Below are 15025 nucleotides of genomic sequence, written 5' to 3' on the forward strand. Positions count from 1 at the left end.
TTAGGCTCCTTATGCCGTGTAGGCGAAAAATACGTTGGTGTGTGCCGGCTTGCGCTCAGTGATCGGACAAACGATCAGCGAGGGCGAGGAAAGGTCCAGCGGGTCATTGCAGTCATCGTTGCAGTTCATCGGGCGGGCATTGACGGCCGCGTGTGGAATGTTCACCCGCCAGCTGAACCGGTCCTCTGGGCTGTACAGCGCGTCATTGCAGTCGTCATTGCAGTTCATCGGCCGGAACTCGGTGATCGTGCAGCCCGGCTCACCGAGCAGCTCCGCCAGACCAAGGAAATAGGAGGCTGATTGACCACCTTGCTCAACCAGGCGCTGCTGCGCCAGGCGGCGGCGCTCAATGAGCGACAAGGCCTGATCAGCCAGGCAGTCGTCTGGCAAGCCGAGTACTCGCTCCCAATCGGTCAGCAACTCAGTGGTCGACCGAACATCCGTCTCCTCCACCAGGTCGTCAAAGCGCGCATCAAGACGCGCCAGCTCTTCCGCCAGGCCCTGCAGCAGCTTGGTAGTGACCGAGTCAGGTTCACGCGACCACGCCGGCCCCTGCGGCAGCAGTGCCTGCAGGTGAGCGACGTACTGCGAAACCGTCAGAGCCATGTGATGGCTCCGAAGGTGGTTATCTGCCCAGTGGTCAACACCACGTCGGCTGCTGGCACGGTCATCACATAGTTGGTTTCACCGGCCGCCAGGCTGATGGCCTCGCGGATGTGGCTCAGCAACAGCGTGCCGCCTGGCACAGCCTCGCGCCGGATCAGATCGGTCAGCTCGGCCTGCACCGCGTTCTTGACGAGGAGCGTGTTGGGCGTGAGCGTGATGGTGAAGTTCAGCGGCACAGCCACTGGCGCCACCACCGTAACGGCGGCAGTAACAGGCCGGCGCGCATCAATATAGGCCTGCACTGCGGCCACCTCGGCGGCGTCGGGTATGCCGGTCACCGTGTCGTCATAGCGCATGAACCGGACCGTGACTGAGCCGGGGCCCAGCTCCTGGGGATAGCACCAGGCATCGGTAACGCCGGCCACTGCCTTGGCCCAGTTCACATAGTCAAAATCTGCGCCACCCTGGGGTGTCTCCTGGATGCGCGCCAGCAGGCGCTCTCGCAGGCTGGCGTCGTCTTCGGTGTCGCTGCCATTGACCAAGCCACCAGCAGCCACCACAGCGCCCGTATTGACGCCCGCAACCGGGGTAACGAAGGTGAGAGCGCTGACCGCCGCCGTATTGCCTGCAGCGCCCGCCACAGACGCCGTGAGCTGCCCCGTGGCCGTGCCGGCCACCAGAGTGGCATCGGCATCCACGGTGAACTCCGCGCCGTCTGCGCGGCTCAGCACAGTGCCAGCCGGAACGGTCGAGCCCGTGAGCCCGGTAAAGGTCACCGGCCCGATGGCACGGGCAGCGGCTTTCCTGTTTACGCCCCAGATGCTGGCCCAGCGGCTCAAGTACTCCGCGTCGGCCGTGTCAATGATCACCTGGCGCGACAGGTAGTCCAGCACGCCATAAAGACCGTGCACGGCACCGGCCAGCATGCGCGCGATGACGTTGAGGTTGCTGCGCCGCAGCCGGGCATCGGTGCCAGGTAGGCGCGTCTCGATATCGGCGATGTTGCGCTCGATGATCTGCAGCAAACTCGGGCGTGTGAATGCCATTTAATTGCCCTTCCAGAATGCTTCAAACTGATATTTATTGACTGGCTTGCCGGCGCGCACGATCTCCACCGTCAGCAACAGAACGCCTTGCCGGCCAGCCTGCCACTCGGCCTTGACGTTGATGGCCCGCGCCAGGCCATCGTCAATCAGCCACTGCAGCGCCTCGGCCGCGAAGTCGCGGGCCTTGAGCAGCGTTGCGGTGGTTTGCTTTTCACGAGCCAGCAGCCAGAGGCGCGAGCCAATGCGGTCGCCCTCGACGTCGGCATAAGAGTCGCCCCACCAGCCCCGGCGATCACTGCCGGCAGCGCTGGCCGGCAAGTCGTCAGCATCGGCGCGGCGGTCGGTGAAGAGGCTGATGATCACGGACGTCTGTAGGCCCTCGTCCGTCGCCAGGCCGGGGCTACCCACGGCCCAGTCGAACCTGAAAGAGCCAACGTCCTGGATGAGCTGGGTTGCGATGTCGCTCATACCGGCACCCCCGACAGACCACCGCCAGGCGTAACGCCACTTTGCCTGTGCGTGCTCAGCGATATGCCGGCACCCACCACGTCGCCGGTAGCCGTGATCGACCCGGCAACGGCCGCAGAGCCCGTGACGTTCAAAGAGCCACCGGCGGTGATATTGCCCGCCACCTGCAGGTTGCCACTCATGGTGACCAACGGGCTCGTGATCACAACCTTGGTGGCATGCTTGATCTCGATCTCGCCCTGTTTGATATGGATGTAGTCACCCCACTTGGTGTAAACAGCCACCTCTCCGGGCAGCAAGCCCAGCTTGCGATAGCGGCGGTCGTCCACCGCCACCAGAATGATGTGGTCGCGGTTGCCCTGCACCGACAGCGCCACGCCCTCGGCACCGGCCTCTGGCACGCTGGTAAAGCCGTAGTTCTGAAAGCGCTCGACCTGGTCGCGCACTTCGCCCTCCAGCAGGCTGACCTGCGCGGCCTGCACCTTGGTGTTGTCGTTGACCAGCTCCAGCACGGCACGGCCCACCATCAGCATTACGCGGCGCTGCATCGGGGCCATCATGCGTTGCAGGGCGTTCATTTGGCCGCGTCCTTGCTGCTGGCCTTGGCCGTGTCCCAAAAGAAGCCGGGGCCTTGACCCTTGGTGTCTTTCAGTGGCAACAGCTTGTAGGCGTCAGGGCTGGTCAGCGTCAGCTCGGTGATGGAGCCGCCAGCGTCGAGCTGGTAGCCCACCTTCTTGATGAGCAGCTCCGCATCCAGGCGCAGCCAGGCGTCCGTGATGTGCACCAGGGTGTTGGGCTCCCACAAGCCGTCAACATGGCTCCAGCCTTGCACCTTGCAGGTGATGTCGTTGCTGCGGGCAGCGCGCACGTTGGCCTCCCACAGCACACGGTCTTTCAACGATGCGGCAATGTCTTGCCCCTCGCTCACCACCACCAGCGGGCGGTAACGCTTGATGGTCGGGTCATTGGCCACCGCCTTGATCTGCGATGCAGCCTTGCCGCTGAAAAAGTCACCGCCTGCCGCCTGGCCCTTCATGATGTAGGTGCTGAAGCGGTCGCGGTAGTTGAGCGTGGCATCGGCCTCCAGCAGGTTCTGGCCCAGCATCAGCGGCGTGCCTACGCGGGTTGTACCGGCGCGCGTGATGACCAGGTTGCCCTTGCCGTCGTTCGTCAGCAGCACGGCCCGAATGCGCGCCATGCGCTCAATGGCCTCAAACACCGTTTCACCCTGCTGCAGCGCAAAGTTGGGGAAGGCCTTGCCCGTGCTCACCAGGGTAATAACCTCAATGCCAAAAGGCTTGCACAGGTCGGCGGCAATTTGCTCCAGCTTGCGGCCAGACCATTGGCCCGCAGGCTTCAAGGCGCTGCAGTCCACCAGGTCGGCGGTTTTGTCGCGGCCGCGCACAGCGATGTCGTGGCTGTTGGCGCTGTAGCTCAGCGTCATCTCGTCCACATAGCCGGTTATCACGGTCTGGCCATCCAGCAACACGGTGCATTCATCGCCCGGCGCAATCTCGCGGGCCGCCATCTGCTCGGGCCACAGTTCAGTCACGCCCAGATCGAACATGCCGGCGCATTGCTCCATGCCGCGCTCCAGGCGCATGCTTTTCCAACCGCCGTAGATGGCACCGTTGACCTTGAGCTGAATGTCAGGCATCCGCCAGCACCTCCAGCGCCTGGCCACCGGGCACAAAGCCGGGGTGGCGCACTTTGTTGCGCGTGACGATCTCAGCCTCGCGGCCGGCATCCTCATACAGCCCATAGGCCAGCACCAGCGCCGGCTGGGTTGCCTCGGGCGTCACCGTCACCGTTCGGGCCAAGTCAGCGCCGCGCAGTGTAATGTCCCGAATCATGGCCGCCCGAACGGTGATGAGCTTGTCGTACACCGTGTCGCTGCTCGAAACCTCGGCCAGGGCATCCAGCTGCTCGGCCAGCTCATCGCGCAGCGCCACCGCATCGCCACTGCCCACATACTGCTGCCGGCCGCTCACGGTAATGCCAGACTGAAAAGCACCGCCAAACTCAATACGGCTCGCGCTGCGCGCCGCTTCAACCGCGGCCGTGCGCTGCACCAGGGCAATCACGGCGTTCTGGTTGTCCGCCTGCTGCTGGCGGCTTGGCGTGGTGGTGGGCACCAGCTGGGCATCGTCGCCAAAGTCAAAAAGGCCGCGCAGCATGGCCACCGAGTCGCCAGGCAAGGCAACCAGGTCCACCAGGCTGCCGATCTGGCCAGACAGGGTGCTGGCCAGGCTGTCGGGCGCTTGCATCAGCGCGAGCAAGTCAGTGCGGGCATCGCCCAGGGCACCGGCAAACGTCGCCTTGGCATCGGCCAGCGTGGGCAAAGAGCCGGCCACGGCCTCCAGGGCATCCAGCGCACCGCCCAGCAGCTCTGCGGCGGCGCTGGCCACGTATTCGGGAAAACCGTCAATGCTGAAGGTCTCGGCAAAGTCAGCATCAATCTCGGCGATCGCGTCGTCGGCCGACAGCTCAACCAGCGCGGCCGTGTCAGCGTCTGAGGACGGGAACGTCAGCTCACCGGACTCCACGCAGGTGATGGTGAAGCGCGCCATGCCGCCCTCGGCCGTGCTCTCGCGCAGCTTCAGGTCGCCCACAATGCTGACGGTCTTTTCGCCCTGGTAGGGGTGCACCAGCCTGCCGGGGCCTGGCTCCGCCAGTGCGTCCATCAGCGCGTCGCGCGCATCCATGTAATCAGCACCCAGCACATAGGCTTCCAGCGTGAAGCTGCGAGCCTTGAGGCCGAGGTCTTCTACAAAGGGGATGTCGCGCAGCGGGTATTCATGCACCACGCTACGGCGGCCAAAGCCCAGCTCCGCGCTGTCCACAAAGAAGGGAACGCCGCGAAAGCTCGCCAGCTGAAGTTCGTCTAACCAGCTCATGGCGTCGCCATCACCATGCCGCTGTAAACGTCAAAGTCCACAGCCGGGTTGTTCTTCTTGACCTCTGCCACGCGGGCGCGGCCGTCCTGGTCGATCTGCAGCTTGATCGTGCCGCCCACGTCAGCCTTTTGCATCATGTTGCGGGTGGGCAGGGCGGAGGGCACGGGCGGCGCAATGGCCAGGGGCGCATCGGCAACGCCCGTGGCGTTCCCCATCGCGTCATAGGTCACCGAGCCGTTCATCTCACCGCTGAACAGGTTTTTGACGGTCTGGCCCACCTTGGCGGCCAGCTCGACCACCGTCATGATCTTGTTCATGATCCAGTCGTAAACCGTGCTGAAAGCCGATTTAACGCCGTCCCACAGGCCGATGAAGAACTGCTTGATAGGTGCCCAGTTCTTGTAGATCAGGAACACGATGCCCGCGATGGCTGCAACAGCCAACAGAATCCAGCCCACGGGCGTCGACATAAGCGCAACGCCCAGGCTCCACACCGTGGGGATCAAGGCGATGATGGCCTTGCCGAGGCCAAAGATGCCAACAGCCAGCTTCAAGCCAAGCAGCGCGGCAAGGCCGATGATCACGTTCTCCCAACCACCAAAGACCTGCGCCACGGTGTCAGCAGCACCGACAATCATCACCAGGGCCCCGGTGATCTGGCCCAGCGACTTCAAGAAACCGGGCAGCGCGTTGACGATCTCGCCAATCATCTTGCCCAGGCGCTGGCCCCACTCTTCGCGGTTGGCCGAGTTGATCTCCGTGAACTTCTTCACCATTGCGTCCAGTGCCGGCAGCGCGTTTTCCGCAATGGCCGACATGACGCCAAAAATCGAGAACTTCAGGCGGTCGAAGTTGTCATTGAAGTCAGCCATTGCCTCAGCGGTGGATCCACCGACCACCGCGCCAACCTTGTCGGCTTCCTTGTAGAAGGTCTTCAGGCCAGCGCTGCCCAGGTCAAGCACCTGTTTCAGCTCGGCACCGCCACGGCCCATCAGGGCCTTCATCACGGCAATCTTTTTCTCGGCGTTCTGGCCGGCGTCGCCCACAGACTGGAACTTGTCGGCCACCTTTTCAAACACCTGGGCCACGTTCATCTTCTTGAGCTGGTCAAGCGGGATGCCCACGCGGGCGAACCAGGTGGCGGCCTCCTTGCTGCCATTGATCGCCTCCACCATGTTCTGGCTCAAGAACTGCAGCGCCTGGCCCATTTCTTCCTGGTTGCTGCCATTGAGCTGCGCCGCGTAGCCCATACGCTGGTATGCCTCCACGCCAATGCCCAGCTTCTTGCTGACATCCACCGCGTGGTCAGTTGCGTCAATCGTCCGCTTCAGCGCAAAAAACACACCGCCCGCAGCCAGGCTGACGGCACCAAAGCCCTGCGCAATGCCCTGGGCGCTGCCCTTCAAGGTATCGAAGCGCTCACGCACCACACCCATCTGGTTCTGCAGCCGGTTGCCCATGAAGCGCCCAAAGCGAAACGCCGTCTGGTCAGACAGCGCGCCGATGCGCTTGATCGGCTCAGCCACCTTGTCAATGGCACGGCCAACGCGGCGAAGAGGCTCTGTCGCTTTGTCCAGAGCCTCTATCACGAATGCCAGCTTGAGATTGCCTGTGCTCATTTATTCAAGTGTTTGTTAATTCGGCTTACCTGCTGGTGCCACTCCATCAGCTCGTCGATGTCCATCGCCATCAGCTCTCTGTTTGACCAGTGAAACGTGAAGGCGACCTCGGCCATCACGTCACGCCAATTTGGAGGGCACCCCCGATAAAACCCGCCACCAGCACGCCGACCTCCGTGACGTCTTCACCGTCGAGCTGGTCAAAGGTGCTCGGCGGAATGCCGGCACTGCGCGAAATCATCACGGCCATCATTTCGCCTTCGCCCTTGGACTTGGCATTGCCGATGGCGCGGATGTCCGCACCTTTGAAGCGCTTGAGCTGCAGCTCGGTGATGGTCTCAATGACATCACCGTCCTTGTTTTTCAGCTCGACCGGGTGCTTGAGGGTGTGAGTGATGGGCTCCATGCTCACATCTCCTCAGCAGGCTGGCCCGCAAACTTCAGGGGCACCTTGCCGCCGTCGCCATCGGTGGCCACGGGCGGCTCGGTCAAGAACGCGTCACGCACCACAAAGGTCTGGCCGGTGTCGCATTCAAAGGTGATGGTCGCGTCCACAATGGCGGCATACTTTTTGAGGCTCGTGCCTGGCGCGACCGAAATCTCGCACTCCACCGTCGCCTCCTTGGGCTGCTCGGAATAGCCGTGGATGGAGTTGTTCCCCTTGATGGGGCTCCGGGTTACACCGCCGATGTCGATTTTTGCGCCGGGCAGCGTTTCGAGCAGCTCGCCGTTGGCCTTGATGAAGGCCTTTCCTAGTCTCATTCCACTCATACATTTACTCCTGGTATTTAGGGGTTGTTACAGGCGGAACTGAATCTGGCCAGCGAAGACGCGCAGCTGGTTGATCACGTCGGGCGGAATGATCGCGTCGATGCGGTTCGGGTCGCTGCCGTTGCGCTCCACGATCAGGTCCGTGTTGAACTGGTCGAAGTTCTCAGCCAGGCCGGCCAGCTCCCACTCGCGGAACAGGGCCAGCAGCTCGGCGCGGATGATCTTCGGCGTCACGATGGCCTGGCCAGCGCCAAACCGGGTGCCGTCGTTCGCCAGCTTGTGGCGCGGGAAGCGCAGGCCAATCCGGCTGCGCACGCTGAACCGCAGGTAGGCAATCGTGCGCATCGTCTCGATGTCCAGGTACGCAATGTCCGGCACACCGAAGCTGTTGGTTTTGTAAGTCGTGGTCAGCCGCTCAATCAGACAGCGGCCACCGGTGTCCACGATGAAGGTGGCAGCGCCATCCGTCAGGTGAATGTTGCGCTCGGTCTGCGTGAAGCGGTCCTGCTCTGCGGGCGGCATCAGGCCGGTCAGCACCAGCGTCTGGCGCGGGCGGGCCGGGTCAGGCTCAAAGGCATCCACAGCGCCCAGCACGGCCGCCCATTCGTAGGGCGGGTTCGGGCTCTTGCCGCTGCCCATGATGCTGACGTGCGGGCTGTTGCGCGCGGCCACCAGCGTGTCAATGCTGGCGTGCGTGCCGCTGGCGGCCGCAAAGGCCTGGCCTTCCTTCATCACCAGCGGGCCAAAGCGCGCGGCCAGTTCGGTCTCCAGCTTCACCAGGTTGGCCGCGTCAGTCCACGGCATGATGACCGTCTGGTACTGCTCCGCGCCAATCGCGGCGATGGGCGTGGCCGCATCAGGGTTGCCGGTGCCGCCAGTCATCGCCGTGATGGTGATGACCAGGCCCTTGGGCGTGCGCTCGCCGAAGTAGTAGTTGGGCCGAATGTCGATGAAGTTGCCGCACTCGCCCTTGTGGCGGGCCGTCAGCGTCACGGTGGCCACAGCCACAGCGCCGGTTACAGCCAGGTCCGTGCTGGCCGCCACGGCCGCCTGGATGGCCGTAGCCACCTGCGCAGCCGTTTGCCCGGCAGCAACAGCCACCTGCACCTGGCGCCCGCCAATGTACAGGTTCAGCGTGCCGCTCTCGGTCGGCGCGCCGCTGGCCACAATGGTGCCCGTGGCCGCCACACCCGCGCCGTTGTCATCAGACGCGCAGGCCCAGCTCTCGGTGTAGGCGTTCGCCAGCTTCAGCCGCTGGAACATGTGCGAGAGCATCGAGCCCCGGCCAAACGCGGCCTCGGCCTGGGCCGCGCTGGTGATCCGGGTAGGCACGCCGGCAACTACCAGGCCGGTGGCCAAGCGCTGGCCAAACACCATGATCTTGTGCGGCTGCACCGGCAGGCCCTGCTGGGCACGGCTGGAGTCAAACTCGATGTACTGGCCAGGCGTGCGCAGCGAAATGGGAATAGCGTTGAAGCTGACGGGCATTTTGGATTACTCCTTCTTTGAAGCAGGTTTGGCGGCAGCTTGCGCGGGGGCAACGCCCTCGCTCACGTCGCCGTCATTCAGGCGGCGTATCCAGTAGGTGCCTTGCTCGACCGTGTCGCCCTCGGGCGGTAGCGGCTGGCCAGTGGCCGGGTTGACCACGCGAAGGCCTGGGGCCGGGATGAGGTAGATTTTTTCGGGCATGGTGTTGTCCTGGAAGGGTTGGAGGGAATCAGGCCGAGAGCTTTTCGCGCAGCAGGTAGCCTTCAAGCAGCCACACCTTGTCGCGCGCGTTTTCACGGGCGATTTTTCGGCCCATCTCTTCGTTGAAGTTCTCCAGGCTGACCGCTGCGCTTTCGCCGGTAGCCGTGAAGCCATTGCGAAGCGTCAAGGCGCAGACCGTCAGCGTGGTGCCCGGAAAGCGGTGGTAGGCCTCGCCCACAATCACTTTGTCGATGTCTGCAGGGGTCAACCGCGGGGCGGTTGGTTTCAGGTCCTGCAGGCTCTTTTCAAGCTGCTGTTCGTTGGTGCTCATGTTGGTCCTTACTGCGGCACAGCGACGGTGTCGTGTGCATCGGGTTTGGTGGTGCCGTAGTTACCGTCCAGCCACTTCTGGTGTTCGGCTTCGGTTGTCAGCGGCGGCGTGTCGTACTGGGCGTCAAAGGTCTGGAACGGCGTCAGCAGGTTCATGTCAACCTCGGTAGGCCACGCCTGGGGCATGTTGAAGCTGCAGGCGTAAACCGTCACGCCCTGGCGGTCAACACTGCCGCTGTACAGGTTTTCAACGCGCTGCAGGCTCAGCGTGCCTTCGCCCGGCACGGTGTAGCCGTTGAGCAGCGGTATCAGCAGCTGCAGCAGCTCGTAGGCCCCGGCCTGCTGGCCATCGCCACGGCGGCGCGCAGCCTCACCGCTGGCGTGGCCGGTGATCACATAGACAATCCAGCTGCCCACAACCAAGCCGCCCACACCCGCGTTGCGCTCCTGCACCTGGCCACCGCCCCACACCAGGAAGATGCCCGGCAGCAGGCGCAGCAGGCGCTTGAGGGTGTCGTCGTCCCAGTTACCCGGCAGCGACTCCACCGCGCGCACCTTGTTGCCCATCACAGTCTTGATCTGGGCAATGATGTTGTCTTCAGCGCTGGTGATGCTCATGGTCAGTAGTCCCCGAGCGAGTCAGCCGTAAACACACGGTCGTTGCCGAAACTCGATGCGCCGCCTGCCTCGGGCGTCACCTGGTTGGCCACGTTGATGCCCAGGCTGACCTTGCCATCGGCCACCAGCTTGAGGAATTTGATGGCGTCGTCATACCGCTTGGTCACCTGCTCGGTGGCGCGGTCGTCATACAAACGGTAGCGGGCCACATCGCAGCACGCACCGATCAGAATCCTGGGAACGCTGGCCAGCGGCAGCGCGTAGCGGCCCATGAGGTAGCCGTCGATCTCGGCGTCGGCGTCCAGCAGCGCCTGGGCAAGCACCGCGTCGTCAACAGCAATGGCCGAGCCCGTGCGGTCCGTGAGCTGAATCAGCTCGGACTGCGCAAAGCGGTCGATCATGTCCTGTTTGACGGCGTAGCTCATATGTCCTTACTCGGTTGTTTGAAAGGGTCCAGACTGCGCCTGGTGACCCTTAACAGGCTCCCGATGGGGGCGCGCATGCCTTACCACCGTTCACTGCCCGCGCGGGGGGGTGTATTTATTTGGCCTTGACGGCCCCGCCGATCAGCGGTGCGGCTTGGGCCTCGGTCAGTTGCACGGTCGAGCCAGGCAGGTAGGTTTCGCCGTCGTGGTCAAGGCGGCTCAGCACCTCGTATTCAGACTTGGTGGCGTCTTCGGCTTTGTTGGCCGAGGTGTTCTTTGGGTTGGAAGTAGCCATCGTTGCTCCTGGTTAAAAAGTGGTTTGCTGAGTGTTCAAAAAAGGCGGCGCAGCCATCAGCGCGCCGCCTTCATTCAAAACTCGTCAATAGACAAGTCTGGTTAGGCCACCGCGTTCTGGAAGAAGCAACCCACCTCCTGGAAGCACACCAGCTCTTTGATGTGCTCGCCCACGCGCACCCGCTGGCCGCCGTCCAGGCCGATGTTCGAGTCGGCGATGGTGCCGCCCACTGCGTCGCCCCATTGCGCGGTAAAGGCAAAGGTCGGCAGGCCGGCGCGCGGGTCGCGCACGGCTTTGTCGATGCGCAGGAACGCTGCGTGCTTGCCCCACAGCCGGTTGTAGGCGGCAGCCTGGCCCTTTTTGCTGGCGTTGTAGAAGCTCTCGCCCACGTAGATGTCATCCAGCTCCAGCAGGTCGGCCACGGCCTTGCGGGCGATCACGCCGGCTGCGGATGCGCCACCCAGGCCGTTGTTCTGGTTCAGTACAGCGGCCACCACCTTGGGGTGCTGCCGCAGCTTGGTCCAGACCGCGCGGCCAACCACACCCACGTTCGGGCGCACCAGCATGCTGTCAAACATGGTCAGGATGGCGCCGGTCGGGTCGCTGTTGGCAAAGTCGCTCCACTGGCCGGTACCGGACAGCGTGGTGCGCAGGCTGGCTGCGTAGGTGTTGAGCGCAAAGTACAGGTTGGACACCCGCTGCTCGCGGGCCAGCTGCACCAGCAGGGCCGTGCGCTCGGCTGCGGCTGCCAGCGGGTCGTAGTTGGTGCCGGCAGCGTTCTTGATGTCTTTGTTGGGCACCGGGTCGTCCAGGCCGTAGTCCTCGGTCGAGTCGGTGGTGTCCACGCCGCCAAATTCAACGGTGTTAGGAGCGCCGGTGCGGCCAACGCGCACGTCGGGGATGGTGAAGGCCTCATCGGTCGTCAACTTGGTGTAGTTGAACTTTTCGCCAGGCACGGGGATGCGCGGGCACACCAGGTCGGCAATCATGCCCTGCGGCTTGACGGCCATCGCAATTTGCGTCAGCCGGGGAATGAGGGTAAAAGGAGCGGAATTGGTGCTCATGGGTTCTCCTGAAAATCAGTGGGTGTAGTCGGTGACTGGTTGCTGCTCGGCGGTAAGTTCGCCGTTTAGCCCTGGAAGGAGCCCGGCTCGATCATCAAAGAGCCAATGTCGCCAAGCACCCCGGCAACCTCGGCCACGCCGATGAAGCGCACGTTGGAGCCAGCTGCGGCTGCGGCCACAATCGCGCGGCCGCTGGCATCGGCGCTGAGCAGGTCGCCCGCAGCCACTGCGCCGCCGTACTCGACCTCCGCGATGCCGTTGCGCACCACATCAATGCGGTCGCCCGAGACTGCGGCGGCCAGGCGGTCGGTAATGCCGACCAGCTTGTCGGTAGCGGCTGCGGCCTGCAGGATGCCGCCGTCTGCGGCACCAAATTTGACGATTCGATAGGCGGCAATGGCGGCTTCAGCGGTGTAATTTTTCACAAGACCTTGGTTTCGCATGGTGGGTTACTCCTTATCGGTACCGGCGTGGACGGCGTCCACGGCTTCGGTGAAGCTGATGTGCGCGCCTGCCGCATCACGCTTGGCCTTGTAGGCCGTGGCGCGGTCAGCAACCGCCTTGTCGGTCATGCCGTCGGTGAGCGACTCAGCGGCAACACCACGGCTGCCAACCTCGCCAAACTCCACCAGCTTGGGCAAGCCCTTCAGGAACTCGCGGAACACCTGCACAGCCGGCGTTTCCTTCTTGACGTCGCCCTCGCCAAACTCGACGCAGACGACGTTGTCAGGCAGCGACTCCATGAAGGCAATCACGCGGGCCTTGTCTTTAGGCAGCAGCTGCCCGGCCTTGACCAGGTCTTCTGCAAACTCGGCCACTTCGGCATCCTTCAGCGCTTTCTCACGCGTGGCCACTGCGGTCTCGCGCTCGGTGAGCAGGCGCTGCTGCTCGGCAAAATTGGCGTCGCCGGTATTGGCTGCGCCCTGGTTGGGTGTGGTCACTTGGGGTGCTCCTTCTTGATAATTGATACCGGACATGCCAGCGACTGCCGGCTCCTGGTTGGTGCGGTGCTCGGTCGCCGTAGCCGCTTCGGCCACGGAGTCAATCTCCCATTGCGGAAGAATCTTGTCGGCCGTCTCAAGGCCCTCTTTGTCGATGAACCAGTCGCGCATGCGTTGGAACATGCTGCGGGTGCTGGTGAAGCCCCAGTCGGCAAACTCGACCACGCCTTCGTCGCTGGCGGCAAACGAGGCAGACTTCAGGCCCTTGATGGCTGGTGGCTGCGCGCCCAGACAGCCCACGTGGCGCAGGTAGTAGCCACCCGGCTTGGGGTTGGCCGGCGCGTCGGGCAGGTACCAGCTGGCGCTGATCTTCTTGTAGCGGCCGGCATTCACCAGCTCGGCAAAAGCGGCGTCTACCTGGTCAAGCTCGGCCTTCACCGAACCATCGGCAAATTGCAGCGACTTGACCCAGCCATAGGCCGGCAGGTTGTCTTTGGGGTGGCCCACCACCAGCGGCGCTTCGTGCACGGCCGGGTCATAGGCAATGGCAGCAGCCTGCATGTCGGCTTCGGTGAAAGAGATCACCTGGCCGCTCATGGCGGTGTGCTTACCTGGCTTGAAAATCTCGATGAGCTTCACACGGTGCATCCCAGTTGCGGTGGTTGACTACGGCTTGCCGGTCAATCAAGACCGGCGATGTAAGACCGTAGTGTTCCGCGCAAGGGCGCAGGGCTCTATTAACTTGCGTTAAAGCCTGCTGTGAAGTTTGATTAGTGGGATTGAGAGGGGCGATGCGGCCCATGAGCATGGGCGCGTGTGCGGCCACCGCAGCAAGTGCGGCGGGCCTATTCTCGCGATTCTATGACAGACGCCTAGGCACCCATCACCTCATTGATGAGAGTCGGTGCCTTTAGCTCAAGATCGGCGATCTGCTCGAGCAGCTTTCGGTACAAAGCAAGCCACGAGGGATGAAATGCGTCGAGAGCGGCCTGGTGTTGTTCTACGGCATTGGCTGCCTTTGCTGACGCTAACGCAGATGCAGCCTCGGCCACTTTCATTTTCATATCGCCGGCAGTGACAATGATCGCCATAACTTCCGACACAAGGGCGGGGAAGTAGAGGCGAGAGAGAATCTCGAGCCTAGACATGGGATTGGAGATTTCCGGCTTGTTTTTCGAAACGACTCTGTTTTCTCTCTCTCGCTCTAACCACTCTTTCGTTTCGTAGACCAGGCTATAAAACTCCTCTAGCTTCACGCGCCTGAGGGTCTTCCACTCTTTGGCTAACCAGTCCGCGTGCGAGATTTCTACACGCACACTCTCGGCGGCCTCGGTCGTCGCCTTGAGTTGCGCGATCAGCCTTTCCCGGTCAACTGCCTCAGCAAGACTCTGCGCTCTACGAACCAAGTACGCGGCCGCGAAAGATGCAACACCCCCGGCGACGATCATCACGCAGATCAGCACACCCCAAAGCCGCCAGTTCTGAATAATCTGTTCGTTGACGATCTGTTCCGCGAGTTCTTTGATCAATGCTTCAGTCATTGGCTTGGGCCCTTAAAAAATTCAGCTCGCCAGCCGCACCAGCATGGCCACAGTCTTCTTGTGCACCTCATGGCTGTCCTCACTGGCGTGGTACGCCGCAACGATCAGCGCGGCCAGCTTGGCGGGCGGTATGTGCAAGCTCTTGCGCTCGATCTCGGTCAACACGGCCTCGATCACGCCATGCAGCAGCGGCTCATCGGGTCGTCGCTCGTCGCCAGCCCAGGCCGCCCGCTCATTGGCCACGCGAGCCTTTGACCCCGCGCGCCCACCGCCCTTGATCTGCTCCAGGGCCGCTATCACCTCGGCGGCGCTCTTGCGGCGCATCGCATAAACCAGCTGCTGCATTTCCCGCGCTGCCGTGCCCGTCAGGCCCAGCTCGGTTACCAGGCGCGTCGCCTCGGCTATTTCATCCCGCTCCTTGATGACCGGCAGTTCGTCGGCGGTCACATGCTGCGGCCCCTTGCCCGTGGTCAGCCACAGCTCATGAATGTTGTAGCGGTCCCGGATTGCCCTGGCCTCGTGCGGTTGGAGTTTTTTTACGCGTCCACTGAGGATATTTTTTACGCGGTCCAGCGTCATGCCGATGGATGTGGCGAAGTCGCCCTGCGTGCCTCCTGCTTCTGAAAGGACAAATCTGAGTCGTTCACTCAACATTGACGGGCCTTTACAAAGATTACATTTACGCGTACATTAAGCGCAATATTAAAGGTCACTT

At 62.9% G+C, this 15025-nt stretch carries 21 protein-coding genes; all 21 read right to left on the bottom strand.

Features of this window, described 5'->3' with window-relative positions; translation table 11 throughout:
* Window positions 1-9 precede the first annotated feature (9 nt).
* Entirely contained in the window at window positions 10-606 is a 597-nt protein-coding gene (locus BPRO_RS18620; RefSeq protein WP_011484622.1) for a YmfQ family protein, read from the bottom strand.
* Window positions 597-1652 (bottom strand): baseplate J/gp47 family protein, encoded by a 1056-nt coding sequence (locus BPRO_RS18625; protein WP_011484623.1) that lies wholly within the window; start codon window positions 1650-1652, stop codon window positions 597-599. Before BPRO_RS18625 ends, BPRO_RS18620 begins: the two co-directional genes overlap by 10 nt.
* Window positions 1653-2120 (bottom strand): phage GP46 family protein, encoded by a 468-nt coding sequence (locus BPRO_RS18630; RefSeq protein WP_011484624.1) that lies wholly within the window; start codon window positions 2118-2120, stop codon window positions 1653-1655.
* Entirely contained in the window at window positions 2117-2698 is a 582-nt protein-coding gene (locus BPRO_RS18635) for a phage baseplate assembly protein V (protein ID WP_011484625.1), read from the bottom strand. The genes BPRO_RS18630 and BPRO_RS18635 overlap by 4 nt, the downstream gene beginning before the upstream one ends.
* A complete protein-coding gene (locus BPRO_RS18640) occupies window positions 2695-3777 on the bottom strand; it encodes a phage baseplate assembly protein (RefSeq protein ID WP_011484626.1) in 1083 nt (360 codons plus the stop codon). The genes BPRO_RS18635 and BPRO_RS18640 overlap by 4 nt, the downstream gene beginning before the upstream one ends.
* Window positions 3770-5017: a DNA circularization protein gene (locus BPRO_RS28070; protein ID WP_011484627.1), complete on the bottom strand. Its 1248-nt coding sequence runs from the start codon at window positions 5015-5017 to the stop codon at window positions 3770-3772. The genes BPRO_RS18640 and BPRO_RS28070 overlap by 8 nt, the downstream gene beginning before the upstream one ends.
* A complete protein-coding gene (locus BPRO_RS18650; protein ID WP_011484628.1) occupies window positions 5014-6636 on the bottom strand; it encodes a hypothetical protein in 1623 nt (540 codons plus the stop codon). The genes BPRO_RS28070 and BPRO_RS18650 overlap by 4 nt, the downstream gene beginning before the upstream one ends.
* The gene (locus BPRO_RS30930; protein ID WP_081430535.1) at window positions 6633-6752 is read right to left on the bottom strand and encodes a GpE family phage tail protein; all 120 of its coding nucleotides are present in this window, start codon (window positions 6750-6752) and stop codon (window positions 6633-6635) included. The genes BPRO_RS18650 and BPRO_RS30930 overlap by 4 nt, the downstream gene beginning before the upstream one ends.
* Window positions 6752-7042 (bottom strand): phage tail assembly protein, encoded by a 291-nt coding sequence (locus BPRO_RS18655; protein WP_011484629.1) that lies wholly within the window; start codon window positions 7040-7042, stop codon window positions 6752-6754. Before BPRO_RS18655 ends, BPRO_RS30930 begins: the two co-directional genes overlap by 1 nt.
* A gap of 2 nt (window positions 7043-7044) precedes the next feature.
* Complete coding sequence (locus tag BPRO_RS18660; protein ID WP_011484630.1) at window positions 7045-7407, bottom strand: phage tail tube protein; 363 nt, start codon at window positions 7405-7407, stop codon at window positions 7045-7047.
* A 27-nt stretch (window positions 7408-7434) separates the two neighbouring features.
* Window positions 7435-8895 carry a phage tail sheath subtilisin-like domain-containing protein gene (locus BPRO_RS18665; protein ID WP_011484631.1) on the bottom strand — a complete coding sequence of 487 codons (1461 nt, stop codon included), beginning with the start codon at window positions 8893-8895 and terminating at the stop codon, window positions 7435-7437.
* A gap of 6 nt (window positions 8896-8901) precedes the next feature.
* Window positions 8902-9096 carry a DUF2635 domain-containing protein gene (locus tag BPRO_RS18670; protein WP_041388939.1) on the bottom strand — a complete coding sequence of 65 codons (195 nt, stop codon included), beginning with the start codon at window positions 9094-9096 and terminating at the stop codon, window positions 8902-8904.
* Window positions 9097-9124: 28 nt separating this feature from the next.
* Window positions 9125-9427: a Gp49 family protein gene (locus BPRO_RS18675; RefSeq protein ID WP_011484632.1), complete on the bottom strand. Its 303-nt coding sequence runs from the start codon at window positions 9425-9427 to the stop codon at window positions 9125-9127.
* Between the two features lie 8 nt (window positions 9428-9435).
* A complete protein-coding gene (locus BPRO_RS18680; RefSeq protein WP_011484633.1) occupies window positions 9436-10044 on the bottom strand; it encodes a DUF1834 family protein in 609 nt (202 codons plus the stop codon).
* A 2-nt stretch (window positions 10045-10046) separates the two neighbouring features.
* Window positions 10047-10469 (bottom strand): gp436 family protein, encoded by a 423-nt coding sequence (locus tag BPRO_RS18685; protein ID WP_011484634.1) that lies wholly within the window; start codon window positions 10467-10469, stop codon window positions 10047-10049.
* A gap of 115 nt (window positions 10470-10584) precedes the next feature.
* Window positions 10585-10764, bottom strand: a complete 180-nt coding sequence (locus BPRO_RS18690) for a hypothetical protein (RefSeq protein ID WP_041388940.1) — start codon at window positions 10762-10764, stop codon at window positions 10585-10587.
* Between the two features lie 101 nt (window positions 10765-10865).
* On the bottom strand, window positions 10866-11828 hold the full coding sequence (locus BPRO_RS18695) for a major capsid protein (RefSeq protein ID WP_011484635.1): 963 nt from the start codon (window positions 11826-11828) through the stop codon (window positions 10866-10868).
* 65 nt (window positions 11829-11893) lie between these two features.
* Window positions 11894-12271 carry a capsid cement protein gene (locus BPRO_RS18700; RefSeq protein WP_011484636.1) on the bottom strand — a complete coding sequence of 126 codons (378 nt, stop codon included), beginning with the start codon at window positions 12269-12271 and terminating at the stop codon, window positions 11894-11896.
* Between the two features lie 6 nt (window positions 12272-12277).
* On the bottom strand, window positions 12278-13408 hold the full coding sequence (locus BPRO_RS18705; protein WP_157045830.1) for a peptidase: 1131 nt from the start codon (window positions 13406-13408) through the stop codon (window positions 12278-12280).
* Window positions 13409-13641: 233 nt separating this feature from the next.
* Window positions 13642-14310 carry a hypothetical protein gene (locus tag BPRO_RS18710; RefSeq protein WP_011484638.1) on the bottom strand — a complete coding sequence of 223 codons (669 nt, stop codon included), beginning with the start codon at window positions 14308-14310 and terminating at the stop codon, window positions 13642-13644.
* 21 nt (window positions 14311-14331) lie between these two features.
* Window positions 14332-14964, bottom strand: a complete 633-nt coding sequence (locus BPRO_RS18715; protein ID WP_011484639.1) for a hypothetical protein — start codon at window positions 14962-14964, stop codon at window positions 14332-14334.
* Window positions 14965-15025: the final 61 nt, after the last annotated feature.

It is taken from the genome of Polaromonas sp. JS666 (assembly GCF_000013865.1).
Classification (GTDB): Bacteria; Pseudomonadota; Gammaproteobacteria; order Burkholderiales; family Burkholderiaceae_C; genus Polaromonas.

What these genes read in the sequence shown, in the direction of transcription:
- BPRO_RS18620 (WP_011484622.1), bottom strand. Translation starts at nt 606, where the DNA reads ATGGCTCTGACGGTTTCGCAGTACGTCGCTCACCTGCAGGCACTGCTG.
- BPRO_RS18625 (WP_011484623.1), bottom strand. Translation starts at nt 1,652, where the DNA reads ATGGCATTCACACGCCCGAGTTTGCTGCAGATCATCGAGCGCAACATC.
- BPRO_RS18630 (WP_011484624.1), bottom strand. Translation starts at nt 2,120, where the DNA reads ATGAGCGACATCGCAACCCAGCTCATCCAGGACGTTGGCTCTTTCAGG.
- BPRO_RS18635 (WP_011484625.1), bottom strand. Translation starts at nt 2,698, where the DNA reads ATGAACGCCCTGCAACGCATGATGGCCCCGATGCAGCGCCGCGTAATG.
- BPRO_RS18640 (WP_011484626.1), bottom strand. Translation starts at nt 3,777, where the DNA reads ATGCCTGACATTCAGCTCAAGGTCAACGGTGCCATCTACGGCGGTTGG.
- BPRO_RS28070 (WP_011484627.1), bottom strand. Translation starts at nt 5,017, where the DNA reads ATGAGCTGGTTAGACGAACTTCAGCTGGCGAGCTTTCGCGGCGTTCCC.
- BPRO_RS18650 (WP_011484628.1), bottom strand. Translation starts at nt 6,636, where the DNA reads ATGAGCACAGGCAATCTCAAGCTGGCATTCGTGATAGAGGCTCTGGAC.
- BPRO_RS30930 (WP_081430535.1), bottom strand. Translation starts at nt 6,752, where the DNA reads ATGGCCGAGGTCGCCTTCACGTTTCACTGGTCAAACAGAGAGCTGATG.
- BPRO_RS18655 (WP_011484629.1), bottom strand. Translation starts at nt 7,042, where the DNA reads ATGGAGCCCATCACTCACACCCTCAAGCACCCGGTCGAGCTGAAAAAC.
- BPRO_RS18660 (WP_011484630.1), bottom strand. Translation starts at nt 7,407, where the DNA reads ATGAGTGGAATGAGACTAGGAAAGGCCTTCATCAAGGCCAACGGCGAG.
- BPRO_RS18665 (WP_011484631.1), bottom strand. Translation starts at nt 8,895, where the DNA reads ATGCCCGTCAGCTTCAACGCTATTCCCATTTCGCTGCGCACGCCTGGC.
- BPRO_RS18670 (WP_041388939.1), bottom strand. Translation starts at nt 9,096, where the DNA reads ATGCCCGAAAAAATCTACCTCATCCCGGCCCCAGGCCTTCGCGTGGTC.
- BPRO_RS18675 (WP_011484632.1), bottom strand. Translation starts at nt 9,427, where the DNA reads ATGAGCACCAACGAACAGCAGCTTGAAAAGAGCCTGCAGGACCTGAAA.
- BPRO_RS18680 (WP_011484633.1), bottom strand. Translation starts at nt 10,044, where the DNA reads ATGAGCATCACCAGCGCTGAAGACAACATCATTGCCCAGATCAAGACT.
- BPRO_RS18685 (WP_011484634.1), bottom strand. Translation starts at nt 10,469, where the DNA reads ATGAGCTACGCCGTCAAACAGGACATGATCGACCGCTTTGCGCAGTCC.
- BPRO_RS18690 (WP_041388940.1), bottom strand. Translation starts at nt 10,764, where the DNA reads ATGGCTACTTCCAACCCAAAGAACACCTCGGCCAACAAAGCCGAAGAC.
- BPRO_RS18695 (WP_011484635.1), bottom strand. Translation starts at nt 11,828, where the DNA reads ATGAGCACCAATTCCGCTCCTTTTACCCTCATTCCCCGGCTGACGCAA.
- BPRO_RS18700 (WP_011484636.1), bottom strand. Translation starts at nt 12,271, where the DNA reads ATGCGAAACCAAGGTCTTGTGAAAAATTACACCGCTGAAGCCGCCATT.
- BPRO_RS18710 (WP_011484638.1), bottom strand. Translation starts at nt 14,310, where the DNA reads ATGACTGAAGCATTGATCAAAGAACTCGCGGAACAGATCGTCAACGAA.
- BPRO_RS18715 (WP_011484639.1), bottom strand. Translation starts at nt 14,964, where the DNA reads ATGTTGAGTGAACGACTCAGATTTGTCCTTTCAGAAGCAGGAGGCACG.